The 25,234-nt window shown below is 53.5% G+C and carries 25 protein-coding genes, 4 tRNA genes and 1 riboswitch; of the genes, 8 read left to right on the top strand and 21 right to left on the bottom strand.

Annotated elements, in window-relative coordinates; translation table 11 throughout:
• Positions 1–34 precede the first annotated feature (34 nt).
• The 11 genes from rplJ to EU556_RS03940 form a co-directional block, all read right to left on the bottom strand.
• Positions 35–589, bottom strand: coding sequence for a 50S ribosomal protein L10 (gene rplJ / locus EU556_RS03990; RefSeq protein WP_135431229.1), 555 nt, complete (start codon positions 587–589; stop codon positions 35–37).
• Positions 590–609: 20 nt separating this feature from the next.
• On the bottom strand, positions 610–1,305 hold the full coding sequence (gene rplA / locus EU556_RS03985) for a 50S ribosomal protein L1 (protein ID WP_135431228.1): 696 nt from the start codon (positions 1,303–1,305) through the stop codon (positions 610–612).
• Positions 1,306–1,323: 18 nt separating this feature from the next.
• Entirely contained in the window at positions 1,324–1,767 is a 444-nt protein-coding gene (gene rplK, locus EU556_RS03980) for a 50S ribosomal protein L11 (RefSeq protein WP_135431226.1), read from the bottom strand.
• Between the two features lie 187 nt (positions 1,768–1,954).
• The gene (nusG, locus tag EU556_RS03975; RefSeq protein ID WP_135431224.1) at positions 1,955–2,521 is read right to left on the bottom strand and encodes a transcription termination/antitermination protein NusG; all 567 of its coding nucleotides are present in this window, start codon (positions 2,519–2,521) and stop codon (positions 1,955–1,957) included.
• Positions 2,522–2,542: 21 nt separating this feature from the next.
• A complete protein-coding gene (secE, locus tag EU556_RS03970; RefSeq protein ID WP_135431222.1) occupies positions 2,543–2,737 on the bottom strand; it encodes a preprotein translocase subunit SecE in 195 nt (64 codons plus the stop codon).
• 56 nt (positions 2,738–2,793) lie between these two features.
• Positions 2,794–2,864, bottom strand: a tRNA-Trp gene (locus EU556_RS03965).
• Positions 2,865–2,982: 118 nt separating this feature from the next.
• Entirely contained in the window at positions 2,983–4,170 is a 1,188-nt protein-coding gene (gene tuf, locus EU556_RS03960) for an elongation factor Tu (RefSeq protein ID WP_135431220.1), read from the bottom strand.
• Between the two features lie 166 nt (positions 4,171–4,336).
• Positions 4,337–4,408: transfer RNA gene (locus tag EU556_RS03955), tRNA-Thr, on the bottom strand.
• 58 nt (positions 4,409–4,466) lie between these two features.
• Positions 4,467–4,539: transfer RNA gene (locus tag EU556_RS03950), tRNA-Gly, on the bottom strand.
• 66 nt (positions 4,540–4,605) lie between these two features.
• Positions 4,606–4,685, bottom strand: a tRNA-Tyr gene (locus tag EU556_RS03945).
• 243 nt (positions 4,686–4,928) lie between these two features.
• The gene (locus EU556_RS03940; protein WP_135431218.1) at positions 4,929–7,529 is read right to left on the bottom strand and encodes a M1 family aminopeptidase; all 2,601 of its coding nucleotides are present in this window, start codon (positions 7,527–7,529) and stop codon (positions 4,929–4,931) included.
• A gap of 98 nt (positions 7,530–7,627) precedes the next feature.
• Here EU556_RS03940 and EU556_RS03935 point away from each other — a divergent pair, with 98 nt between their 5' ends.
• The 3 genes from EU556_RS03935 (at position 7,628) to frr (ending at position 9,668) form a co-directional block, all read left to right on the top strand.
• Positions 7,628–8,131, top strand: a complete 504-nt coding sequence (locus EU556_RS03935; RefSeq protein WP_135431216.1) for a biotin/lipoyl-containing protein — start codon at positions 7,628–7,630, stop codon at positions 8,129–8,131.
• Between the two features lie 100 nt (positions 8,132–8,231).
• On the top strand, positions 8,232–8,993 hold the full coding sequence (gene pyrH / locus EU556_RS03930) for a UMP kinase (protein WP_135431214.1): 762 nt from the start codon (positions 8,232–8,234) through the stop codon (positions 8,991–8,993).
• Positions 8,994–9,104: 111 nt separating this feature from the next.
• Complete coding sequence (frr, locus tag EU556_RS03925) at positions 9,105–9,668, top strand: ribosome recycling factor (RefSeq protein ID WP_135431212.1); 564 nt, start codon at positions 9,105–9,107, stop codon at positions 9,666–9,668.
• An 87-nt stretch (positions 9,669–9,755) separates the two neighbouring features.
• Here frr and nadD read toward each other — a convergent pair whose 3' ends face one another.
• The 7 genes from nadD to EU556_RS03890 form a co-directional block, all read right to left on the bottom strand.
• Positions 9,756–10,328, bottom strand: a complete 573-nt coding sequence (nadD, locus tag EU556_RS03920; protein WP_135431210.1) for a nicotinate (nicotinamide) nucleotide adenylyltransferase — start codon at positions 10,326–10,328, stop codon at positions 9,756–9,758.
• Positions 10,329–10,345: 17 nt separating this feature from the next.
• The gene (gmk, locus tag EU556_RS03915; RefSeq protein WP_135431208.1) at positions 10,346–10,930 is read right to left on the bottom strand and encodes a guanylate kinase; all 585 of its coding nucleotides are present in this window, start codon (positions 10,928–10,930) and stop codon (positions 10,346–10,348) included.
• 9 nt (positions 10,931–10,939) lie between these two features.
• Positions 10,940–11,224, bottom strand: a complete 285-nt coding sequence (locus EU556_RS03910) for a hypothetical protein (RefSeq protein ID WP_135431206.1) — start codon at positions 11,222–11,224, stop codon at positions 10,940–10,942.
• A 22-nt stretch (positions 11,225–11,246) separates the two neighbouring features.
• Positions 11,247–11,885 (bottom strand): sigma-70 family RNA polymerase sigma factor, encoded by a 639-nt coding sequence (locus tag EU556_RS03905; protein ID WP_135431204.1) that lies wholly within the window; start codon positions 11,883–11,885, stop codon positions 11,247–11,249.
• Between the two features lie 63 nt (positions 11,886–11,948).
• Positions 11,949–12,770 carry an O-antigen ligase family protein gene (locus EU556_RS25960; RefSeq protein WP_167855439.1) on the bottom strand — a complete coding sequence of 274 codons (822 nt, stop codon included), beginning with the start codon at positions 12,768–12,770 and terminating at the stop codon, positions 11,949–11,951.
• Between the two features lie 498 nt (positions 12,771–13,268).
• The gene (locus tag EU556_RS03895) at positions 13,269–14,327 is read right to left on the bottom strand and encodes a glycosyltransferase family 9 protein (RefSeq protein WP_135431200.1); all 1,059 of its coding nucleotides are present in this window, start codon (positions 14,325–14,327) and stop codon (positions 13,269–13,271) included.
• Positions 14,324–15,085 carry a glycosyltransferase family 2 protein gene (locus EU556_RS03890; RefSeq protein WP_135431198.1) on the bottom strand — a complete coding sequence of 254 codons (762 nt, stop codon included), beginning with the start codon at positions 15,083–15,085 and terminating at the stop codon, positions 14,324–14,326. Before EU556_RS03890 ends, EU556_RS03895 begins: the two co-directional genes overlap by 4 nt.
• 138 nt (positions 15,086–15,223) lie before the next feature.
• Between EU556_RS03890 and EU556_RS03885 the strand changes: the two genes are divergently transcribed.
• Positions 15,224–16,027 carry a T9SS type A sorting domain-containing protein gene (locus tag EU556_RS03885; protein WP_135431196.1) on the top strand — a complete coding sequence of 268 codons (804 nt, stop codon included), beginning with the start codon at positions 15,224–15,226 and terminating at the stop codon, positions 16,025–16,027.
• A gap of 316 nt (positions 16,028–16,343) precedes the next feature.
• Here the strand turns inward: EU556_RS03885 and ahcY are convergent, their stop codons facing one another.
• Positions 16,344–17,663, bottom strand: coding sequence for an adenosylhomocysteinase (ahcY, locus tag EU556_RS03880; RefSeq protein ID WP_135431194.1), 1,320 nt, complete (start codon positions 17,661–17,663; stop codon positions 16,344–16,346).
• A gap of 141 nt (positions 17,664–17,804) precedes the next feature.
• Complete coding sequence (locus EU556_RS03875; RefSeq protein WP_167855438.1) at positions 17,805–18,557, bottom strand: DUF4397 domain-containing protein; 753 nt, start codon at positions 18,555–18,557, stop codon at positions 17,805–17,807.
• A gap of 162 nt (positions 18,558–18,719) precedes the next feature.
• On the opposite strand from EU556_RS03875, the gene EU556_RS03870 reads away from it, so the two are divergent.
• Positions 18,720–19,346, top strand: a complete 627-nt coding sequence (locus EU556_RS03870) for a hypothetical protein (protein ID WP_167855437.1) — start codon at positions 18,720–18,722, stop codon at positions 19,344–19,346.
• A gap of 157 nt (positions 19,347–19,503) precedes the next feature.
• The gene (locus EU556_RS03865) at positions 19,504–20,691 is read left to right on the top strand and encodes a class I SAM-dependent methyltransferase (protein ID WP_135431188.1); all 1,188 of its coding nucleotides are present in this window, start codon (positions 19,504–19,506) and stop codon (positions 20,689–20,691) included.
• 204 nt (positions 20,692–20,895) lie between these two features.
• Here the strand turns inward: EU556_RS03865 and EU556_RS03860 are convergent, their stop codons facing one another.
• Positions 20,896–21,495, bottom strand: coding sequence for a DNA-3-methyladenine glycosylase (locus EU556_RS03860; protein WP_135431186.1), 600 nt, complete (start codon positions 21,493–21,495; stop codon positions 20,896–20,898).
• Between the two features lie 114 nt (positions 21,496–21,609).
• A riboswitch (cobalamin riboswitch) is annotated at positions 21,610–21,837 on the top strand.
• Positions 21,838–22,027: 190 nt separating this feature from the next.
• Between EU556_RS03860 and EU556_RS03855 the strand changes: the two genes are divergently transcribed.
• Entirely contained in the window at positions 22,028–23,980 is a 1,953-nt protein-coding gene (locus EU556_RS03855) for a TonB-dependent receptor (RefSeq protein ID WP_167855436.1), read from the top strand.
• A 34-nt stretch (positions 23,981–24,014) separates the two neighbouring features.
• Entirely contained in the window at positions 24,015–25,106 is a 1,092-nt protein-coding gene (locus EU556_RS03850; protein WP_135431182.1) for a YncE family protein, read from the top strand.
• Positions 25,107–25,234: the final 128 nt, after the last annotated feature.

The raw sequence follows: 25,234 nt of genomic DNA, 5'->3' as shown, positions 1-25,234 counted from the left end.
TTTTGGAAACTATAGTGAAAAAGATGAGCAGCGGTTAGCCTGCAACCTCTTCTTTTTCGGAAAGCGTTTTGAGGATGCCAGCCAGTTTGCTGCCGCCGCTCGACAGAGCAGAGATAACATTTTTGGCGGGCGACTGGAGCAGACCGATAACTTCACCGATGAGCTCGTTTTTGCCTTTCAGCGTGCTGAGGCTAGTCAACTGGTTAGCACCGATGTAGATGCTAGCATCTACGTAAGCGCCTTTCAGAGCAGGCTTAGGCTCTACGTTCTTACCGTAGTTTTGAGCCTTGTAGAAGTCCTGCAGCAGCTTGGCAGGAGCATTGCCCGATTCTTTTGAGAACAGGATGCCCGACTGACCTTTCAGCGCAGCGTCCATCTCAACAGTGTCGGTACCCAGGGTATCGAGAGCCTTGCGGATGAACGTGTTCTTATACACTTTGAACTCCATGCCGCGGTTGAAGCACAGGCGACGGAATTCGTTGATTTTCGCCACCGACATTCCCGAAGCATCGGCAATGTAGAACGCGTTGTGCGATTGAAACTTCTCGCTCAACTCGTCGACGAGGGCTTGTTTGTCTTCCCGGATCATATCGTCGTGTTGATTAAAAATTAAGCGGAAGTTACCTGCGTGTCAACCGGAACGGCGGGCGACATGGTGCTCGAGAGCGTGATGCTCTTGATGTAGGTGCCTTTGGCCGAAGAAGGCTTCAAACGCTGAAGCGTCTGGATTACCTCGATGGCGTTTTCAGCAAGCTTCTGCTCGTCGAACGACACTTTACCAACCGAGCAGTGGATGATACCGGTTTTGTCAACTTTGAAGTCGATTTTACCAGCTTTCACTTCCTGAACAGCTTTAGCTACATCAGTCGTAACCGTACCAGACTTAGGGTTTGGCATCAGGCCACGAGGACCGAGTACGCGTCCCAGACGACCAACCTTAGCCATTACCGATGGCATCGTGATGATAACGTCGATGTCAGTCCAGCCTTTCTCGATCTTGGCGATGTAGTCATCCAGACCAACGTAATCAGCACCAGCTGCAGTAGCTTCAGCTTCTTTGTCGGCGGTAACGAGAGCCAGAACGCGAACGGTTTTGCCGGTGCCGTGAGGCAGTGTGGCTACGCCACGTACCATTTGGTCGGCTTTGCGGGGGTCAACACCTAGGCGAACGTCGATATCCACTGAAGCGTCAAACTTGGTGTAGGTAATATCCTTTACCACTTTGGCGGCTTCTACCAGATTCCGAACTTCGGTCAGGTCGTGCTTAGCAAGGGCTTCCTTGCGCTTTTTGCTTACTTGTGCCATTTCTTCTCCGTTGTTAAATTATTCAGCAAAAGGAGAAGTGCCCGACACAGTGATGCCCATGCTGCGAGCCGTACCGGCTACCTGCAGCATTGCCGACTCCACTTTGAAAGCATTCAGGTCTGGCATCTTCGTCTCAGCGATGGTGCGCACCTGGTCCCAGGTAACCGAGCCAACCTTGTTACGGTTAGGCTCCTTCGAACCGCTCTGGAGCTTAGCAGCCTCCATGAGGAGAACTGGCACCGGAGGAGTTTTCACAACAAAGTCAAACGACTTGTCGGTGTACATGGTGATGAGTACAGGACAAACTTGGCCGGCCTTATCTTGGGTGCGAGCATTGAACTGCTTGCAGAACTCCATGATGTTAAGGCCTTTGCTACCAAGTGCAGGTCCAACCGGTGGCGCGGGGTTCGCAGCACCTCCCTTTATCTGAAGCTTCAGATAACCTCTAATTTCCTTGGCCATTTGGTTTGAAAGGCTTCGGACACTGCATCGTAACACGCAGAATCCTCAGTTTTTGATTGCTCCTAGTGGAAGCCCCGCCAATCCGGAGCGGATAACTGGCGACGTTGCTTATGCTGTTGGTATATTAGAGAGCTTAGAACTCAGAGTCAGATGATTCTCAGTTCTAAGCTCTCAGATATAATTCAGCTTATGACTCTTTTTCGACCTGAGTGTAGCTTAACTCCATTGGAGTACTACGGCCGAATATTTTTACGATTACGTTGAGCTTTTTACGCTCTTCGAAAACTTCAGAAACCGTTCCCGACATACCGGCAAAACCACCATCTACAATCTTCACTAGCTCGTTCACTACGAAGGGGGTTTCAAGGGTTGCCGTCTGCTCTTCTGCTTCGTCTACGATACCGAGGATACGGTTAACTTCCGAAATATGCAGAGGAACTGGCTTCGTGTTCTGACTAGCTGCTTTCCCTTCTTTATCACTTAGAAAACCGATTACTCCCGGTGTGCTCGTGATAATGTGGTCAACTTCTCCGTGTGTCAGATCCGCGTGGATAATAATATAGCCAGGGTAGAGGTTTCTCTCACGCACGCGCTTTTTGCCGTTACGCATTTCGAACACCTTCTCTACTGGAATAAGTACCTGAGGCACCAAGTCGGATAGGCCGTGGCGGCCGATTTCCGTTTCCAAGTAGGTTTTGGCTTTTTTCTCTTGTCCGCTAACTGAACGGACCACATACCATTTTAACTCGCCCATTATCGTCGTGTGTTCTGCCGCTTACCGGAACGAAGTGTAAAACGCTTCCAGGCTCTTGCTGAACGCCACATCCATAACACCAACCACTGCAGCGAACAGAAGTGAACCAAGCAGCACTAGGCCAGCACTCTTCTGTAGTTCTTCTATAGAAGGCCACGTTACCTTGTAACGCATCTCCTCAGAGGTTTCGCGGAAATAATTGGTCAGCTTACTCATGATGCGGCACCGGTTAGGCTTGGTAGGTGCGGCTGCACTGGCAGCCTTGATTCTTGCACGGGCGGAGAGATTCGAACTCCCATCAAAGGTTTTGGAGACCTCTATTCTACCCTTGAACTACGCCCGTGTATGCGTCCCTATCCTTCAAGGTGCTGGATTGGGACTGCAAATGTACTGAAGTGTTTAGACAAAACAAATCCGCCCCCGAAAAATATCGAGGGCGGATTATTTTATTCTAGCAGAAACTAGTCGAGAATTTCAGTTACCTGACCAGCACCTACGGTACGGCCACCTTCGCGAATAGCGAAACGCAGACCTTTTTCCATAGCTACCGAGTTGATCAACTCAACCGAGATGGTTACGTTGTCACCAGGCATAACCATTTCCACGCCTTCGCCCAGCGAGATGATGCCGGTTACGTCGGTGGTGCGGAAATAGAACTGAGGACGGTAGTTGTTGAAGAACGGCGTGTGACGACCACCTTCTTCTTTCGACAGCACGTATACCTCAGCCTTGAACTTCTGGTGAGGCTTAACCGAACCGGGCTTGCAGATAACCATACCGCGACGGATGGCTTCTTTCTCAATACCACGGAGCAGCAGACCTACGTTGTCGCCAGCTTCACCGCGGTCAAGAATTTTGCGGAACATCTCAACACCAGTTACGGTCGACTTGAGGTTCTCAGCACCCATACCGAGGATTTCTACTTGCTCACCCGAGTTGATGATACCACGCTCGATACGACCGGTAGCAACCGTACCACGACCCGTGATAGAGAACACGTCCTCTACTGGCATCAGGAAGGGCAGGTCGGTCAGACGAGCAGGAATTGGAATGTAGCTATCAACAGCAGCCATCAGTTCCTCGATCTTGGGAACCCAGTTGGCATCGCCATTCAGGCCACCCAGAGCAGAACCCTGGATAACTGGAATGTTATCGCCGTCGAAGTCGTAGAACGACAGCAGTTCGCGGATTTCCATTTCTACTAGCTCGAGCAGCTCGGGGTCATCCACCATGTCCACTTTATTCATGAACACTACCAGTTGAGGTACACCTACCTGACGAGCGAGCAGGATGTGCTCACGAGTCTGAGGCATTGGGCCATCTGTAGCAGCTACTACGAGGATAGCGCCGTCCATCTGAGCAGCACCCGTTACCATGTTCTTCACATAGTCAGCGTGACCGGGGCAGTCAACGTGAGCATAGTGACGGTTTTCGGTAGCGTATTCAACGTGAGCGGTGTTGATCGTGATACCACGCTCTTTTTCTTCGGGAGCGTTGTCGATCGAAGAGAAGTCACGCTTAGCGGCCAGACCTTTGTTCGCCAGAACCGTGGTGATTGCAGCGGTCAGGGTGGTTTTGCCGTGGTCGACGTGCCCGATCGTACCGATGTTCACGTGCGGCTTGGAACGATCAAAATTTTCTTTGGCCATTGTAAGAGAAATTAAGAGACTTTAAAGTAAAGAGGGGGAAAAAGCGAAGTGGCTATACTGCAAGAAAGCGAAACGCAGCTCCGTTTAGTGAGGACTGCACGTCGCTTTACTTGTCTGACAGATCCAACAGAGTAGACCAGCTATACCGTTGGTACTCGTAATTCTGAGCCATTTATGGGATTTGAACCCATGACCTCTTCCTTACCAAGGAAGTGCTCTACCACTGAGCTAAAACGGCTTATTTTAATAAAAAAGTACGCTAGCAAATTAAGTTAGCCCAGAGAACTTTTGCACTGAGCGGGAGACGAGGTTCGAACCCGCGACCTGCAGCTTGGAAGGCTGCCGCTCTACCAACTGAGCTACTCCCGCATATTGAGCTTTCGAAAAACAAGGGTTGATTAAAAATCTCCCCGTTAATTCATCAACTCATAAGTGTGGGGGCGAAAGGACTCGAACCTTTGAACCCGAAGGAGGTGAGTTACAGTCACCCGCAATTGCCGCTATGCGACGCCCCCAGCTTATAAATCTCTCATCGTTTATGAGAAACTAACCCATTCATTTCCGTGGCTGGAGCCGTTCCGGTTGTGATTGGAGCTGCAAAATTAATGGCTTTCTGATGCAAGTCAAGCACTGAGCAAAAAAAGGTTTCACATTTTTTCTTCACGTCTACCTACTAAGAAGCTAGCTTATCTCACAAGCACCTGATTATCTACGCTAAGCAGATTGCATCCTTCTACTTAGCAGACACAAAAAATATTTTATTGAATAAGGCTGTAAATCGATTTTAAACGCTCATCTTTTTCCTTAGCCCGGATATCCTGTAAAGTTGGCTTTAGGACTGGCATACTCGTTACCAACTCATTTAACCCTTTATATGCTCCTAAGCGCACGTAGTACATCGGGTGAGTTCGAGCAAGTGTCTCTAGCCGTTGAATGCCTTTTTCCCGCTCGATGGGAGGCATACGTTGCATTAACGTTCCAAAATTCTCTAATAAGGTATAAAGCACTTCTCCTGGAGCGTCTTTGCTTCTGGCTAAGAACCACTGATAATGATCAGCTGTACCATTAAGAGCGTAGTAATTTGACAAGGCTGTAATCAAAGCCGGATTTTTAGTTTCCTGCAGGCCATTGATTGGCTCACGAGTAGCTACAGTAGGGGCCTTAGCCAACGCATCGACGGCTGCACTGGCTACTACATAAGAACTATCTCGTAAGGCTGCGGCATATACTTCTCCGAAATCCTCATTAGGAAATGACGCTAACGTAGTAATGGCAGCGGCCCGGACTACACCTTTCTTCTCATTCAACGCCGCACGCTGAATTTCTTTGCGCACAGCACTACCTTCTGCTCCCTTGTAACGACGTAGCCCCTCTAATGCAGTTTGCCTAATTGCCCAGAAGTTGTCGTTAATAGCGTTACGGAATAAGGCACTGACATTGAGGTCAGCCGTCTTGTTCTTAAGACCATCAAGGGCTTCGAACTTCTGCAGATAGTTACGAGCGTGGGAATATTGATAGATCAACTCATCTTGAGTTCTTTCTTCATCAATTTGAGCCAGCAATATTCCTTCACTGTCGAACTTTACTAAGCTAGGCCTCTGACTAGAGGGTAGCTTAAATGTTTGATCAGCCTTAGTTACTACAATGCGGTGGTCGGTAGGCTGATTATTACTCCAAGTAGTAACAGTAACTGGTAAACGGTATACTGGCTGAAACAAGGTATCCTGCACTTGGCGTACCCGCAGAGCTACCTGACCGTTGTCATAGCTATGAGTAACGCGCAATTCCGGATGACCGCGCTGCATGAACCATTGATCGAAGAACCACATCAGGTCCTCACCCGTCACGTCTTCAAAAGTCATTCTCAGCTTGGCAATTTCAGAAGCAGAGAATTTATTCTGGGTTAGATAACGATTGAGGGCCGTGAAGAAAGCTTCATCACCAACATAGCTCCGTAACATGTGTAGCACTCGGCCCCCTTTATCGTAAGAGTGCCGGTCAAACATATCTTCCCTATTAGCATACCGATACCGGATTAAGGGCTCCCGTTTAATTTGCGCCTCTTGCAGGTAGTTATTCAGCTTGATCTGTAGCACTAGGCCAGCAGCATCGGCACCGTATTTATGCTCAGCCCACAGATATTCTGAATAGTCAGCAAATGACTCATTTAACGGCAAGTTGGCCCATGATTCTGTCGTGACATAGTCCCCGAACCATTGGTGAAACAGTTCGTGCGTAATTACAGCCTCCGTATCATAGCTTACATCTGGCAGCTCACGGCTAGTGAACTGCACGAGCTGTTCCTGAATAGTAGTTGCCGTGGTATTCTCCATAGCCCCTGACACGAAATCGTGCACAGCCACTTGCGAGTACTTCTCCCACGGAAAATCAATTCCTAACTTTTTGGAATAGTACTCCATCATTTCGGGAGTGTTCCCGAATACCTGCTTAGCAGTATGCTGATATGCGGGGTCAACATAGTAGCTGACATTTTTTCCGCGCCATACGTCAGAAACCACTGCAAAGTCGCCGACGGCAAGCATGGTAAGGTACGGTGCTGCTGGCAACGATTGCTTCCACACGTCGGTGCGCGTACCATCAGCGTTGCGTTGCGAGGAAGTGAGCAGACCATTGGAGAGAGTTTTGAGTCCGCTCTCAACGGTAATGCTGATTTCCTGCGTCATCCGCTGGTTTGGTTTGTCAATTGTCGGAAACCAACAAGAGCTTCCTTCCGTCTCACCCTGCGTCCATACCTGCCGGGGCTTGGTCTTGTCCGTACCGAGAGGATTTATGAAATACAGGCCTTTGTCGCCGGTAATGGCTTCACTTCCGCCAGTTGAAGGCAACTCATTAGGCTTGGCCACATATTGGATGCGAACCTGGCACGGCTCAGTACGAGTATAAGAGCGGTCAAGGGAAATGGTCAGCTTCTTCTTATCGTAAGCAAACTTCAGGTCCTTACCCTTTTTGGTACTGCTATTTACTAGCTCTACACTTTTTATGTCGAAGCCTTTAGCGTCTAGTACCAGTTGGTTCTGTGCGTAGAAGTGAGGACGAACAGTTAGAGTAGCAGTGCCAAGCAACCACTGTTTTGCCCAATCGAAGCGGACGTCGAGTTTGGTATCTAATAAGTCATGAACAATAGTAGCCGCGGGCTGAAGGGGGTTCGTAGGTGGCAGCCAGTTAGGCACAGGTAATTGTGCAGGCGCAGGCGTAGCCGCGGCGGCAGCAGGAGCTGCTACTTTCTTGCGAACAGCTGATTTGTTAGTGGCTGATTTAGACGTAGTAGTAGTCTGAGCCGGGGCTACTATATAACAGGTCAGAATCAGGCTAAGCGCACCGAGGACCGGATATTTCATGAAGAAACGCAATAGGGGAATGAAGGGTCAAGTTCCGAATTTATTTCAGATTTGACCTATCTTTAAGCCCTTTTCCGCTCTACCCTATCCTTTCCCACATGCTACAGGTACGCACCGGTCCCGATCAACTCTGGGACATCGATTACCGCTCCGGCGGCCCCATTACTGTGAACGGGCAAGCATTTGAATGGGACTTGGCAGTTCTGGGCAACGGGCATTACCACATACTGCATAACGGAAAGTCCTATACTGCGGAGCTTGTATCAGTGGACTACGCGGCCAAAACGTTTGTATTGAACCTCAACGGGCAGCGCCTAGAGCTACAGGCTAAAGACCGATTTGACTTGTTGCTAGACAAACTGGGAATGAGCAATGCGGCCACTAACAAGGTTAATGAGCTAAAGGCGCCCATGCCGGGTCTTATTGTAGACATTCGGGTAGAGCCTGGTCAAGTTGTGCAAAAAGGAGACCCTCTGCTGGTACTGGAAGCTATGAAAATGGAGAACATTCTGAAAGCGCCTGGTGAGGGCACTGTTGCCGCGATTAAAGTGGCATTGCGCGACAACGTCACGAAAGGCCAAGTGCTAGTTCTCTTTAGTTAGGCCACTCATTAGAAGAAACTCCATTGGTAACTTTGCATTGGCAGTAGGCACTGGCCTACGCTAGCTTATACACTGCATTTCACGCCTAACCCCTTTTGTTTTGAAGTATAAACGAATTCTGCTAAAGCTGAGCGGCGAAGCTCTCATGGGCCAGCAACAGTACGGTATTGACGCCGTCCGACTGATGCAGTACGCGGAAGAAATCAAGACGGCAGCGGCCACCGGCACCGAAATAGCCGTGGTTATTGGCGGTGGTAACATCTTCCGGGGTGTACAGGCCGAGGCATTTGGCCTAGACCGCGTGCAAGGTGACTACATGGGCATGCTGGCCACGGTAATCAACTCGATGGCTTTGCAGAGCGCACTGGAAAAGCTAGATGTGAACACCCGTTTATTGTCAGGAGTGACTATTCAGCGCGTGTGTGAGCCCTACATCCGTCGCCGAGCGTTGCGCCACTTGGAAAAGGGCCGCGTAGTCATTTTTGGAGCCGGCATTGGTTCACCGTACTTCACCACGGACTCAGCAGCTTCGTTGCGCGCTATTGAAATTGAGGCTGACGTGGTCTTAAAAGGTACTCGGGTAGATGGCATTTATACGGCTGACCCCGAGAAAGACGCTTCAGCGGTGCGTTACCCAGACATCACGTTTGATGAGGTGATGGAAAAAAACCTTAATGTGATGGACATGACGGCCTTTACGCTCTGCAAAGAGAATAATTTGCCAATTATTGTGTTCGACATGAACAAAGAAGGCAACCTACAACGCCTGATTGCCGGAGAGAAGGTAGGTACGCTGGTGAGCATGAACACAGCTAATGCGCAACCGTCTTCGGCTACCGGTACCCTGCAGCCAGCCGTTTAACCAGTTGCGCCCGCTGAAATACTCATTACTTAGTATGACGAAGTGAAAGTTGAGGTGAGTCCGTAAATACCTGGCCTAGACTTTCATTTCTCACTTTTCATACCTTCACACATGGACGAAGAAATTAAGTTTTACCTCGACGAGGCAGAAGAATCAATGGGCAAAGCCCTGCAGCACACGGGTGTTGAGCTAACGCGCATCCGGGCTGGCAAAGCATCACCAGCTATGCTCGACTCGCTGCGGGTAGATTATTACGGTACCCCTACTCCCGTAGCGCAGGTTGCTAACGTATCGGCACCCGATGCTCGCACGCTGTTCATCAAACCATGGGAGAAGAACATGATCAGCGAGATTGCCAAAGCTATCAAGAACAGTGACCTAGGCCTGAATCCTCAGTCGGATGCAGAAGGCGTGCGCTTGAACATCCCGGCCATGACGGAAGAACGACGTCGGGAATTAGTAAAACAGGCTAAAACAGAATCTGAAAGCGGCAAAGTGCGCATCCGGGGCATCCGCAAAGATGTGAATGACTCGTTGCGCAAGCTACTGAAGGAAGGTGCTTCAGAAGATGCCATTAAAGACGCAGAGGCCAAGGTGCAAAAGGCTACTGATTCGTATATCACCAAAGTAGACGACCTGTTGAGCAAGAAAGAAAGCGAAATCATGACCATCTGATTTCGGCTGACTTTAGCCCATAAAGTAAAACCCCGCTCATCCAAGGTGAGCGGGGTTTACTTTAATTACCATGTTACCTTTACTGGCCTAGCGCCAGAAGCCTCCTTGTTCAATTCGGGCTTCTACTGCATCTGGCACTAAGTATCGGATAGATTTACGCTCACGAACACAGTCGCGAATAAACGTGGCTGAAATGTCCAACAAAGGAGCATCTACCACTTTCACACCTGGGTGCGCATTTACATCGGTAGCATCTACTCCAGGCCTAGGGTACACATATACTTCATACTCCTTGAGAATGCGCCCTGCCTCTTTCCAGCGTGGTAGGCCGGGCAAGTTATCCTCCCCCATCAGAAGTACAAAGTGGTGAGATGGGTGACGACGATGCAATTCATCGAGGGTATCGATGGTATAACTAGGCTTAGGCATCTCAAACTCGATGTCGAGAACATCTAGCTGCAAGTTTCCAGCAATAGCTAACTGCACTAATTCGTAGCGGTAAGCTTCAGGAAGTAGTTCCTGGCCTACCTTAAATGGGCTTTGAGGCGATACAACTAGCCATACCGCATCCAAATCGGTGTGAGTGGCCATGTAATTGGCCAGAATCAGGTGACCCGTGTGGATGGGATTGAACGAGCCAAACAGCAACCCAACTTTCATTTCCGAAGTGGGGCTACTCACAATATCTCTGACTCAGCCATGATAAACTTACGGATGAGTTGCTCAGCCTCATCGATAGCTCGATCTAGATCGTCGTTGACGATGGTTACGTCGAATCGATCCTCGAACGTAAGCTCGAAGTTAGCTTTGTAAAGACGCGAAGAAATACTAGCGGCAGAATCAGTAGCGCGGTTACGCAGACGCTGCTCCAGAATCTCTAGTGATGGTGGTTTTACAAATACAGCTAATGCACGGTCTTTGTAAAACTCCTTGATGCTCAAACCGCCTTTTACATCTACGTCCAACACGGCATGGTGGCCTCCTTCCCAGATACGCTCAATCTCAGATTTGAGCGTACCATAGAAGGCACCTTCGTATACTTCTTCCCATTCCACGAAGGCATCGTGTCGGATTTTCTCCTGGAACTCCTGCACGGAGATGAAGTAATAGTCTTTACCGTTGGCTTCTGTCCGGCCGCGCTTATCGCGCGTACAGGCTGATATTGAGAAGCTTAGCTCTGGAATTCGCTCCAGTAGCCGATGAACAATAGTGGTCTTGCCGGCTCCGGAGGGAGCCGAAAAGGCGATGATTTTACCCTGCATGGGGCAAAATTAGGCCATTTCTGCCTGAACGCGCGCAAGAATTGCGTTAGGTAGTGAAGAAGGCGCTCCTTTGCGGCCTACATGCTGCGACAGGAAATCGATAAAAATACGCTGCTTATCGATACTGTCGAAACAGGGGGAACAATCTTCGGCATGATTTACGAAGTAATCTTCGTCCTCAGCCGTGGGCTCCTGGCCTACGATAATTTGGTCGAGTATTGTATTCACGCGTTCACAGTCGGGGGCACTGGGCGTAGCCCCGCTCTGGTTGGTTTTTGTAGAGGTAGTCTTCATAACATTTTTTCCTGGCAGGACCTTATTCGGTGTCTTCTGAATCAATTTCGTCGCCGTCTTCGGAGCCGTAGCCCATTGACTTAGCGTATCTCTCAAGCTTATCCTTCAGGAAATTACGCGCCCTGTGTAGGCGGGAGCGCACCGTCCCGATAGGAATGTCTAGTACTTTAGCCATTTCCTCATACGTGAACCCTTCTAGATCACAGAGGATAATGACGGTGCGGAAATCAACCGGCAGCGAGTTGAGGGCGCTGGCCACTTCGTCGCCGATGAGGTCGCGTACGGCTTGCTGCCGCATGTCAGAGGAGGTGCTGCCGGCGTCGCCTTCGGCCTCCACATCTTCTGAGTTGTAGTACCCTTCGATTTCGCTGTAATCAACCTTGGCGGGTTGCTTACTTTTTTTGCGAAAATCGTTGATGAACGAATTTTTCAGGATGCGAAACAGCCACGCTTTGGCGTTTGTTCCCTGCTCGAAGTACTCAAAGAAGCGATATGCTTTCAGATAAGTTTCCTGTACGAGGTCATTTGCGTCATCTTCGTCCAGCGTGAGGCGGAATGCGAAGTTGTACAGCGAATCGAGCACAGGCATGAGTTCGGCCTGAAAACGCCGGTCTTTTTCCTCTTTGCTCAGTTTGGGTACCCGTTCGGGAGAGTCGCTCATAAACGCTGAAAATTGCGGCCGAATATTGAAAAAAGACGGCCGATAGACAAATGATGTTACGGATTATACCGTAGGAAGGGCGGAAGGTTTTAGCGTTTCAGCTTCTTGACTTACACGGCGTTCGGTAGCTACCACGATAAACCCGTAGAGAAACACGAACAAATTAAACCCGATCTGCAATTCAAGCAGCGAATCTACCAGCATAGCGGTAGCTTCCATCAACAGGAAGTGATACACGTACGGATTGCGACGCAGCCTAGGTTGCATGAAGGGGCCAAATAGCACCAGCAACCATGCGCTTAGGCCTACTATCCCGCCACCTAAGAGTTGATGGAGGTACTGATTATGAACCATTACGCGGTTTTCAGGGCGTAAACCAAAATCCTTCCAGCTATACTGATCCATCATGGCGGTATAGGCATCGGCAGGGCCTACTCCTAGCCACGGGTGCACCTCGGCAATGATGAGGGCCGTCTGCCAGGCTGCTATGCGCCTAGACAGGGAGTACTCGTTGATATCGTGATTGAGTTGGATTTGCTGCACATCCCAAATGGTAGCATCTACCCGCTGATGCACGGGCTCCAGCGTATAGTAAGCCAGTGCTGGCGCTGCCAGAAGCAGGACGAGCACTCCGAGCCCTAGCAGTAAGCGACGGCGCAACAATAGATGTAACGCTCTGAGCAGCGCCATTCCGTAGAAGACGAATAGCCCCGTGCGATAGGCCAGTAAGTGCAGCGTAAGGACGCACAAGCCAGCAGCTATTAAGAGACCTAGGCGCAAGGTGGAAGTTGCATAGGTACTGCGGCGCAGCAGCAAGGCAAAAAAACCTGCCAGAGCTAGCATCAACCCAAAGTGAATGTGGAAAATACCGGTTACGGAAGGCATACTCTGCCCTAACCCAAACGCTTTGTTTGCCGCTGCCGGATCAAGTAAGTATTGACCAAGAGTGGCTAGGCCTATTGTAATGGTCCCGCTCACGTATAGCAGCCCTATCCCAAAACGTTGCCGACTTGAGAGCGGTACAGCTACGCCAAAGGCTAACGGCACCCCTAACCAGGGCAGTAGCCGGTATGCTTCATGGCGCCAGACATCCCACTGATCTGTGTAGAAGCCACTCAGCAACAATAAGCAGTAAAGTGCCGCTGGGGCCCACACTGTGCGTAATCTTACCCATTGCTGCAGTGCTCGGCGTAGGTTAGGGTTGGCCAGTGCAGCTAAAACTCCTGTAACAGGGCTCAATGCTACCAACGCCCGCGAGGTGAGGAGCCCGACGACACCGGCGACGCAAGCCAGCAGTAGTAAGTGCTGCGACAGGCGCCCTGTGCGCCACCAGGAATGCCACCAAGGCTCTTGAGCAGATGAATGTGTAGTCTGACTGCTCATTCAGACTACGAAATCAGATGAAACGGACACTTGTGGTAACGGCTGCCACGTTTGAATAGAGGCAAAGGCCTGGAGCGGCTCTACCGCTTTTATGCAAGTACAGGCGGTAGGCTGCTTGCGGCAATCTTGGCAATCGGGCTTATCAAACACCAGATACTGGGCGTGCGGGCCTAACGGAGCCCAACGGCCCGGGTGCATGGGCTGGATGGGCGGATAGAGGCCTAGCGCATTTCGCCCCAGTGCCGCCGCTAAGTGTAGTGGTCCAGTACTGCCGGCAACTAAACCATCGGCGGCACTGATAAAGGCCAGAAGCTGAGGTAAGCTAAGCTGCCCTGTTAGGTTGGCGGTGATAAATGGTTGGTACTGCTGTAACCAGTCGCGCAGCTCCTCTCCTTCTGCAGCGGTACCAGTTACGAATACACGATGTCCGTCTTGGTGGAGCAATCGAGCCAATGCCCCAAAGTGGGGTAGCCCCCATTCCCGGGCACTACCCCGGCTGCGCGGATGCAGAATTATATTCAGCTGATGAGGTTGCCGGCTAGCTAGCACCGCTTGTACCTGCTCTGGCACGGCTACTCTAGGCTGCAGGCGCACCAGCGCGGCGGTATCTGACAGCGACGGTGTAGCAGAGTGGCCTAGCGGCCGGAGCAATTGCAGGTTGAGCTGTGCTTCGTGCAGGGGCGAGTGTCGGCGGCTCAGCGCTACGAGGCGGTTACAGGTCAGCCAATGAAATAGCCGGTTGCGCGTGCCAATACGGAGTGGTATTCGAGCACTGCGGGCCAGTGTAGCCACTACTTTGTTAGGGAACACGTGCAGAATGGCGTAGGCCTGTTGTTCCTGCAACCGTGCTAGTTGCGTTGCGGCCGGTAAGGCCAACAGCTCGTCATAGTTCAGGAAGCTATCAACCCAGGGGCAGGCTTCGGCAACGGCTTGCGTGTAGGTTCGCCCCAGCAGCACAACGCGGCAACCGGGGTATAACTGCTTGAGGCGCCCGGCCACCGGCAGCGTGAGAACCACGTCGCCGATAGCATCGGTGCGGCTTATGAGGAACGTTTTCATGCGGCGGCCTTGGTTTTGAGCTTGGCAAATTTCAGGAAGACTCCCCAGGCCGAGATGGTCGCAATGCTCAGCCCAGCGAAGCCATCCAGAAAGCCTAGCCGGAAAAAATATCCGTGCACAAACTTCCAACACGGCTTCAGCAGTAAGTGAAACACCGACACGCGCTGCTTGCCACGCAACCATAGCTCTTCGGCCGCAATGCTGGTAAAGCGGTTGAGTTGCTGCACATGCTGCTCAACGGAGTCATATGAATAGTGCAGGGCATCGCCAGCAAGGGTACCCACTGACTGGCCTATGGCTACTTCATACCGCTCGTGCAGCAGCAACCCTTCCCACTGGCCTAGGCGTCGGTCGTAGAGGCGCAGCTTGCGGTCGGGATACCAGCCGCCGTGGCGCACCCAAGAGCCGCAGTAGTTGGTAAGGCGAGCCAGGGTGTAGCCAGCATGCTGCCAGTTGTTTTTCGCGACTTGGATACTTTGGCGTAACTCCTCTGTCAGGACTTCATCGGCGTCAAGCTGCAATACATAGTCATGCTGGGCCTGCGAGGTGGCGTAGTTTTTCTGCTGCACATACCCCTCAAAGGCATGCTGCACCACTCGGGCCCCTAGTTGCTGGCTGATGGTCACTGTATTGTCCGTGGAGAAGGAATCAACCACAACTACCTCATCGGCTACACCGCGCACTGCTTCCAGACAGCGGGCAATATTGCGCTCTTCGTTGTAGGTGATGATGACAACTGATAACGGGACGGCAGGCATACGGGGCAAATATCCGCATTTTGGTTGCTAATCGGTTTCGGAGACAAGGGCGGCGCGTAAGGCTTGCAGAGCAACAGGTTACGTTTTGCTGGCCAGCGGCATAAAGTAAAGCCCTAGGTTACTTCAAATCAGACGGATATGAAATTTGCACGTGCTTCTGCTTTTCTGAATTTGCTCTTGCTTGGTTTGATTGGCTGCGAAAGCCCAAGCACTACGTTTGATGCCTTCCCTATTCGGCACCCGCAGAACCTGGAAAAGAAGCTGGGCTCACGCGTCCGGTTGGTTTCTGCGCGAGATACGCTCGAGCTGCGGGTGCACCACGAACCTCACTCGGGGCGTACTGTCATTACGCAAGTGGGTACTTCTGATACGCTACTGAACGCGTGGGCGCTACGCCATCACCAGCTATACTACTTAGTGCAACCCCTCAGCGACGGCGCCTGTTGGGTACATGCCGTGCGCATTCAAGCTAACAACATACAGGGTCTTGCTACTGGCTGGGAACAGATGATGGACTTGTCGGAGCAGGTGAAGCAAGGCACCTTTCCAACGCTGGTTCGCTACCAGAATGTGCTGAACGACTCAAGCCGACTGCGGTTTGACGCACGCCAACTGCACAAGTTTTACTCTACGGAGCTTGACAGCTTTCCGGTATACCGGTTTGCATCCGTCAGTGCCAATCCTTCCCCTACCCTCACTGCCGAAAGCCCTACACTTTACCCAAACCCGGCCCAGCATTACGCTACTTTGCGTTTTACAGAAGCAGGCAAGCGCACCATACAACTGCTCAGTCTCACGGGACAATGCTTGTACCGCACGGAAACAGCGGCCAACACGCTCACGCTACCCGTGGCTCAATTGCCCGTAGGCCAGTATGTAATTAGAGCTAGTGGCCTAACCAAACAAAAGCCAATTAGCCTGCAGTTACTCGTCAGTCGCTAGCGTATAGAATTGGGGCATGCTCTCCGAAGAGCAGCCTAATGACAAGGGTATTGAGCCAAGAGGACTATTCGTGACCGTAGCGGGCCTAATGCTAGGCCACATGTGTAGTGCACAAGATGGTATGTATGCTCATTGTACGGAAAAACGCTTTGTATTAGGAGTCCTTAGTGGAGCATGACTGGTCGCTGCTGGGCACGGTGGTATACTCAAACATAGAAGACTATACCGGCCAGATGCCCCTCAAGGTCACTTTCATCAGTAACAAAAAGCCCCACTCTATAACAGAGCGGGGCTTTTTGTTACTGATGAAAGTGGCCTAGTAGCGGTACAGGTCCGACTTAAAGGGACCCTCTACAGGAACATTGATGTAATCAGCCTGCTTAGGCTTCAGCTCATCTAGCTCTACGCCAATTTTGGCGAGGTGCAGGCGGGCTACCTTCTCGTCAAGGTGCTTGGGCAGGGTATATACTTTGTTCTCGTACTTATCAGCGTTCTGCCACAGCTCCAGCTGGGCCAGCGTCTGGTTCGTGAACGAGTTCGACATTACGAACGAAGGGTGACCAGTGGCGCAGCCCAGGTTTACCAGGCGACCTTCAGCAAGGATGATTACCTCTTTGCCGTCGATGTTATAGATATCAACCTGGGGCTTCACTGTGTCTTTGGTGTGGCCGTAGTTTTTGTTCAGCCATGCCATGTCAATTTCATCGTCGAAGTGACCGATGTTGCAGACGATGGCCTTGTCTTTCAGCGCACGGAATGACTCTTCGGTGATGATGTCGCAGTTACCGGTAGCGGTTACTACGATGTCGGCCTCCTTGATAGCGTTGGCCATTTTCTTCACCGCGTAGCCATCCATGGCAGCTTGCAGAGCGCAGATGGGGTCAATTTCCGTCACGATAACGCGGGCTCCAGCACCACGCAGCGAAGCAGCGGTACCTTTTCCTACGTCGCCGTAGCCAGCCACTACGGCAATTTTGCCAGCCATCATTACGTCAGTAGCCCGGCGGATAGCATCTACAGCCGACTCTTTACAGCCGTATTTGTTGTCGAATTTCGACTTGGTTACCGAGTCGTTTACGTTGAAGGCAGGCATGGGCAGCGTGCCGTTCTTCACCCGGTCGAGGAGACGCAGTACGCCGGTCGTGGTTTCTTCCGACAGGCCTTTGATGCCAGCAGCCAACTCAGGGTACTGGTTCAGCACCATGTTAGTCAGGTCGCCACCGTCATCGAGGATCATGTTCAGGGGCTCGCGCTTCTCGCCGAAGAACAGCGTCTGCTCAATGCACCAGTTAAACTCTTCCTCGTTCATGCCTTTCCAGGCGTATACCGGAATGCCAGCAGCAGCAATAGCAGCAGCAGCGTGATCTTGCGTAGAGAAGATGTTGCACGAAGACCACGTAACATCGGCACCCAGCGCAATCAGCGTTTCGATGAGCACCGCCGTCTGAATGGTCATGTGCAAGCAGCCAGCAATGCGCGCACCCTTCAGGGGCTGCGAATCACCGAACTCCTCGCGCAGAGCCATCAGGCCGGGCATTTCCGCCTCGGCCAAGCGGATTTCCTTGCGGCCCCACTCGGCGAGGCTCATATCTTTTACTTTATACGGAACGTAAGCCGTGGTCTTGGTCTCAACCATGATGCAGAGAATGTTTGCGAATCAACCACAAAGGTAACTGATTTGTTAGCCTTTTCCTGCTACTCCTGAGCTACAGGCACTTAAACGCAAACAGCCTGCTCCCTAGTTGAGCAGGCTGTTTGCAGTACTGGCCTAGGCCACCTAGTTGTTGGTAATTACAATAGCCTTGGTGCGCAGGTCGGTAGCTACGCTGGAACTCTTGATACCGCGCACTAGTACAGTATAAATTTTGCCAGCATCATAGGTTTTGGTTCCTGTGCCGGAGCCAGATCCGTCACCCACACTTGCTTCGGTAGCGGCCGTTAGTCCCGTGCCGGTCGAAACCGCCAGATTATAGGTGCCAGGTGTTATCTCCACAAAAGAAGACGCCGACCCAAACGCAACGTTAGGAATGATATCGACGGTGCCCAACGCGGCAGGCTGCGAAAGGCTCACCGGGCTCGGTGAGCCCAAGCCCAAGTGCACCAACCGAATTTTGGCTTTGCCGGCAGCAGGCGCCGTTAGGTCGTCTGATACTACTATTGCATCGGCTGAGCCCAGGGCAGTAGAAGGAGAGTACGCAAAAACAGAGTAGCTCTTGTCTTTCTCAATGGTAGCCTGCTTGGTCACCACAGTCTGATTAGAGCTAGCGTCGTTGATTTTCAATGTGGTTGTGCCCGTCGTAGCCGATACATAATTGCTGAGTTGCCCGTAGTCGAGCTGGCCTAGCTCTTTATCGTTTGCCAACACCTTTACCCGCGCATTTGCCGAGGGAGCAGCGTGAATCAGTAGCACCCGGCCCTGCTCGGGCGTAGGGTCAGATTTGTCGTCGTCGGAGCAGGAGCTGAAAGCCAGGGCAGCCGGCAGGGCCGCAAACAAAACGGAGCGGCTAAGCAGGGAGGTCAGGGTTTTCATAGAAGGTATGCGGGTTGGTGAATGAAATACTGGTAAGCAGCCGACAGAACGTAGGCCTCGCCGCATTTGTTGAGTGGGTTTAAAACTTTTCTTCGATGGATTGCACCTTTTCCTCGGTGAAAAGCTTAGGTAGCTGTGGATTAGCCGACTACATTTGTCCTCATGCTCCATTCTATGATGATTCCAAATTTTAGCCTTGTGCGCCGCGCCCTACTCCTATTGCCTCTTGTTTTCGTGACATTCTTTGCTCACGCTCAGCAGGGCCCAAGTACCTTGATTCGGCTCAGCCCCGAAGATCAGGCACGAGGCTTAAACGGCGTCCAGAAGAATTTTTTCTTCGCTACGAGCCTAGGCACGCCGAAAGAATCTGATTATCAGAGTGCTGGTTTCTTTGGCCAGAAGCTCCGCCCTTACTTAGCCGGTAACCCCGAGGCTCTGCAGGAACTCAACAACTACCGTCGCCAGAAGTGGCTATTTCTAGCTGAGCGTCTGACGTTTGTGGGTGCCGTGGGCCTTTATGGTCAGCAGGTACTCTCTGACCCCGAAGTGCAGCAGTACCACAACAACACCCAGAAAGTAGCCATTAGCATTGCTGCTGCGAGCTTGTTGTCGAACATTTTCATCTCGCGCCACACCAATGAGCACTTCCAGCGGGCGGTAGATGCGCACAATGCGGGCTTGCCTGCTGCCCGCACGGGTGCCCTGCAGATGTTGCGCCCCAGCACGGTTGGCCTTACGGCTAGCCGGTGGGGCCAGCCTCAGGTGGCTTTGAGCTGGAACCTGCGCTAGGCCACTAGGCGTTATCTATTTCAGACAAGTTTTCGGGAGGAATCCGGCAACTAACTTTCCACTTCGGGAGGTCAGTTGCCGGATTCCTCCTTACGTTTGGTAAACCTTTCTGCCTTGGTCGCTGACTAAGGCTTGTGTTTTTTCGTAGGAACCCTACATGGAATACCCGCTGCCGGCAGCGGCCCGGCAATATGTGGCCGAGCATCTGCACGACGACCCCGCCCAACTGGCGCTACAGGCCCGCCGTTACCCCGGCCTGCCCGTCCCGGACCTTGTGCGCCAGATACAGGCTCGCCAGAAAGCCCGTGCGAAGCTGCCGGAATGGGCCGAAAATCCCGACCTGATCTTCCCGCCGACCCTATCGGTGGAGCAGGCCTCCTCGGCCCGTACGGCTACGTTTAAAGCCAGCCTAGTGCAGGGCCAGCGCTTGGTTGACCTTACCGGCGGCTTTGGCGTTGATACGGCTCACTTTGCCGCTACCATTCCGGAGGTGCATTACGTAGAGCGTAACCTCGCGCTGGTGGATGTGGTGCGCTACAACCTGACTCAGTTGGGCATCGAGAATGTGAAGTGCCACAACGAGGATGCGGTACACTACCTGCGCAACACCCCGCTGCACTTCGACTGGATTTACCTGGACCCCGCCCGGCGTGACACCGCCGCCCGAAAGATATTTCGGCTGCAGGACTGTGAGCCCGATGTGTTGCGCATCATGCCCCTGCTGCTGCAAAAAGGCCGGAGTGTGCTGCTCAAGACCTCGCCCATGCTCGATATTGAGCAGGCCATTCAGGAGCTGCGCCACGTGCGTCGCCTCTGGATACTAGCTGTGGACAATGAGTGTAAGGAGGTGTTGTATGAGTTGGGCCCTGAGCCAGCCGTGGACCCTGAGCGCTTCACAGTGAACCTTACCCGCCACGGCCAGCAGCAGGAGTTCCGGCTGAACCGGGCCCGCGAAGGCCGCGCCATTGCCCGCTACGCCCTGCCCCAGCAGTACCTCTATGAGCCCAACGTAGCCGTGCTAAAGGCGGGCGGTTTCCGCAGCGTCGGGACGGCGTTTGAATTGCTGAAGCTGCACCAGCACAGCCACCTTTACACGTCTGATATTCTGCGCCCCGAGTTTCCGGGCCGCATTTTCCGAATCAAAGCTACGGAGCGCTACGATGCCGCCGCCCTCCGCGCCCACCTTGGCCCCGAGGCCCGCGCCCACGTCACTACCCGCAACTTCCCCGACACCGTGGCCGAATTCCGCCACCGCACCGGCATCCGCGAAGGCGGCGACCTATACCTCTTTGCCACCACCAACCTGGAGGGCAAGCTCATGGTGCTGGTGTGTGAGAAGTTGTAATGAGGTGACTAAGTGAAGAAGCACCGAAGTGAGTAGCCTAGAAGAGTAGGTGTCTTACACGAGGCGACATATCGGTAATTAAGAGACTACAGAAAGAAGTAAGCCCCAGCGGGGCGGCACTGCTCGTTGAACGAACGGTGTCGCCCCGCTGGGGCTGATCCAGTAATAAGCTAGGCCACTTCACTCATTCGCTCACGCGCTCGTTCACTTCGCAGGGCTGACCCATTTGCTGCCTTTCAGGCGGAAGCGCCAGGGCAAGGAAACGTCGTCGCCGGCGTAGTCTATACCAACCCTAGGCGAGGCAATAACATCATCGTAGGCCACTATCTCACCTCGGTCTTCCATCCAGATCAAGTCGCCGGTGAGGTCGGTGCCGTAGTGGGCGGTGGTGATGCCGAGGGCTTGGGTGAGCAGGCCGGGGCCAGCTGTAAGGTTGCGCTGCACGGAACTCATACCCCGGCGCAGGAGCATTTCCGGGATGCCTTCGGTGGGCTCTAGCCCTCTGATAAGCACCGCATCCGCTTTGCCGGCTTCGTTGGTGATGATGTTAAACAAAACGTAGCGGCCGTAGATCAGGTAGGTGTAGGCCACTCCCCCAGGCTCGTACATAACTTTTGTGCGGGCCGTGTAGCGGCCCAGGTGGGAATGGCAGGCTTGATCGTTGATGTGGGCATAGGCCTCTGTTTCCACAATGCGGCCGCCGGTTAGTACCCCACTGATGCGTGTGTACAGGTACTTTCCAATCAGGTCGCGGGCAATTTCTACGGGGTCGGGGCGACGGTAGTATTCGAGAGGAATCTTCATAGAGGAATGCGAAAACGGGCACGCAGGAGCTACTGTGGCCTACGCGGCAGCCACCAGGAGGCAGCAGCAGGTAGACTCCGAATACGGATAAGCCAATGCTTAGGTCACATTGCCTATCTTTGCGGCTGTAAAGGTGGCCAGACCCCAACTGCGGGGCGAGGCTTAAAAGGGAATCCGGTTTAAAGCCGGAGCTGTCCCCGCAACTGTACGCTTCACGTTACCAGGCGGTCATTCCCCCTGCCACTGTTTCAAAGAAGGCAACTGCGCTCTGTAGTGCCGGAGAAATGGGAAGGCGACCGACCCGAAGCAAGCCAGGAGACCTGCCTTTGCATTTCCCATGTTCAGCGCCTTCGGAGGAAAGGCGGAGAATGACTGCAGTAGGCTGCCTCCGGGCGGCTTGATTCCCTGTATTCGGCCTCGGCTTCGGTAGGGCATTCCGGCTTCGGAAAGCAGTACCAGAAGTTTTGAACTGATGTTTCCTACCCCGGAAATTTTGGTTCGGATGTTTACCTTTTGTGCGCCCCTCCCCCGTTTGACCGCCCCTGTCCGGGCAGGGTCAAGCCTTGCGCTGCTGGTAGCCGCCAGCTGGCTGATGGCGGGCACTGCCGCTGCACAAAGCACTCCCGCTTCCTCCCTCGACTCCGTGCAAGCGTTGCCCTCAGTGCGCGTCGCAGGCCTGCGGCTAGACCGCTTCGCGGTGGGTAGCCGTCGTCTGGTGTTCGATTCGCTAGCTCTCAACACGTACCGGACTGGTACGCTGGCCGATGTGCTAAGCGCCCGCTCTACCCTGTACATTAAGAACTACGGTCCCGGTCAGCTGGCTTCCATTTCGGTGCGTGGGACTACGGCCCGGCACACGGCCGTGCTCTGGAACGGTTTCAACATTAACCTGCCTTCCCTAGGGGAAGCTGATTTTGCCTTGTTGCCAGTTAGTGGAGCTACCGAGGTATCGATTCAACCTGGCCCCGCCAGCGCTACGTACGGCAACGGAGCTGTGGGCGGCACGGTGTTGCTGTTGGCGGCGGAACGATGGGGTGCCGGCTGGCGCGGTTCGGCACAGGCCGACTACGGCAGCTTTGGACTGCGAGCCGGCAACTTGGAGGCTAGCTATAGCAATCAGAAATTGGCCCTGCGCACCAGCCTGCTTTACCGCCAGGCCGATAACAACTTCACGTACTACGAGCGGGCCGCAGCTGGCCGGGTGCGGCGTGAGCAGGAAAACGCGGCTCTCCGGCAAGCCAGCATCACCCAGGACCTGATGTTGCGCCTAGGCCAGCGCAGCGAGCTAACGGCTGCCATCTGGCTTACTGACGCCGACCGGCAGATTCAGCCGGGCATCGGCACCAACAACACCAATGCCCGCGAGCGGGACCAGAGCCGCCGACTTACGGCGGGCTACCGTTATGTAAGCGCCCGCCACGAATGGGCAGCGCGGGCAGCTTGGTTCGAGGACGTTATCAACTACCGCGACGACGTAAGCGGCCTCAGCGAATCGACGGTGCACACAACCCAGGCCCAGGCCGAGCATACGTGGCGGCTGGCTCCTAACGCTTCCCTGCGGACCGGGCTAGAGGCGCAGCACTTCGCGGCTCAGGTAGATGGCTACGGCACCCGCCCGCGCACCGAGAACCGCTTCTCGGGCTTTGCCCTGCTGCGCTACGATCCACGGCCTCGGCTACGCCTCTCTCTGAACGTGCGCCAAGCCGTGCTGCCAGGTCAGCAGCCTCCCCTCACTCCTACCATCGGTGCGGAGTGGGTAGGCTGGCAAACCACCACTCACGCTCTGAGTCTCAAGGCCAGCGCCTCGCGCAGCTACCGGGCCCCCACGCTGAATGAGCGGTACTGGCGCCCCGGCGGCAACCCCGATTTGCTGCCCGAGGAAAGTGTGGGCTACGAGGGTGGCCTAGTGCATGAGCTTACCCTGGCGCCCGCCCGCCTGCGCCTACGCACCGAGCTGACAGCCTACCGCCAGCTGGTAGAGAACTGGGTGCAGTGGACGCCGGGCGCGAGCTACTGGTCGCCGCGCAACCTGCGGCAGGTGCGGGCCCAGGGTCTGGAGGCCAGCACGCAGTTGGGCTGGGAGCCGGGGGCCTACCACCTCACGGCCCGCGCATCTTACGCCCTCACTCAATCGGAGAAGACCCGGGGCACGGCCGCCGATACCGACCCCACGGGCCGGCAGCTACCCTTTGTGCCCTTGCATGCGGCGGCCTTTAGCACCGACCACCTCTGGCGCGGCTGGCAGCTCAACACCACACTCACCTTTACCAGCTACCGCTACACCGATGCTTCCGCCACGCAGTTCCTGCCTTCTTACCTGCTGCTCAACGCGGCCGTGGGCCGCACCGTGGCGGTAGGCCCCACCTGGAAAGTGCTGGTGCTGGCGCAGGGCTACAACCTCACAAACCGCAGCTACCAGAGCTACCAAAACAGCGCCATGCCCCTACGCAACGGCACGCTAAGCCTCCGGCTACTGTGGCACTAACCCCATCGTCATTTCTTTTTTCACTCCTTTTAGTATGAAGCCTGTTTCCGCCTTCACTGGCCTACCGTTCCGCGTGCTGCTCAGCAGTGCTGCCGCCCTTACCCTGTTCAGCTGCGACCCAAACAACGACCCTACTCCCGAGGAAAAACCCGTTGTGACCAGCAGCGTGTTCGTGGTGAATGAAGGCAACTTCCGCCGGGCCAACTCCGATATCAGCTTGTTTAGCAAAGCCAATAACCGGGTTACTAATGCTTATCTGTATACATCGGTAAACGGCCGACCCCTCGGCGACGTGGCTCAGAGCATAGCCGTGCAAGACTCGCTGGGCTATATCGTGGTCAACAACAGCAACAAGCTGGAGGTAGTGTCGCTGGCTAAGTTTCGCTACAAAGCCACGATTACCGGTCTGAAGCTACCGCGTTATTTCGTAGCTGCCTCTTCGGATAAAGGCTACGTGACAGAAACAGTGGCCTACGGCGGCGACGGGCAGGTATCGGTTATCAACCTGAAGACCAATACCGTAACCAAGACTATTGCGGTGGGTGCCCAGCCCGAGCGACTAACTATATCGGGTAACCGCCTGTACGTGACCAATAATGGTGGCAACACCGTCACGGTTATCAATACGGCTACCGACGTGGTGGAAGGAACCATCACGGTGGGCGACGCCCCGAACAGCGCCGTAACGGACCGCAATGGCAACGTGTGGGTGCTCAGTGGCGGTAATGTGGTGTATAACGCCGACTACACGGCCATCGATTACTCTAAAACGACCAAGGGCAGCCTGTCGTTGATTGTGCCCGGCCAGCTGACGGCCCAAACCCGGGAAGTAGCCACGAACACTAGCTCACCGGGTAGGTTAACCATTAACGGCCGCCGCGACCAGCTGTACTACACCTACCGGGGTGGCGTATATACGCTGAACATCGGCGACGCGAACCTGCCTACAAACCCGCTTATTCGGCGGAGCTTCTATGGCCTAGGCGTTGACCCGCAGGACAACACCATTTACGGCGGTATTGGCTCCTTCACCACCAACGATAAGGTTATTCGTTACCAAAGCAACGGTGCCGCCATCGACTCGTTCACGGTGGGCATTGGCCCGAACAGCTTCGTATTCTATTAGCAGAAGAGAAATGAGAGGCAGTAAGAATTACTCTCATTTCCTGCCTCTCCCTTCTAGTCAGATAGAGGGCTTAGTTTATAAGAATTTCATACTTGAAACGCGAAATGGCCGGCTCCTTCTGGGAGTCG

Origin of the sequence: Hymenobacter fodinae (assembly GCF_004745825.1) — a bacterium.
GTDB classification, from domain to species: domain Bacteria; phylum Bacteroidota; class Bacteroidia; order Cytophagales; family Hymenobacteraceae; genus Hymenobacter; species Hymenobacter fodinae.
The sequence above is the reverse complement of the archived record's forward strand: the minus strand, read 5'-3'. Positions and strand labels throughout refer to the sequence as shown.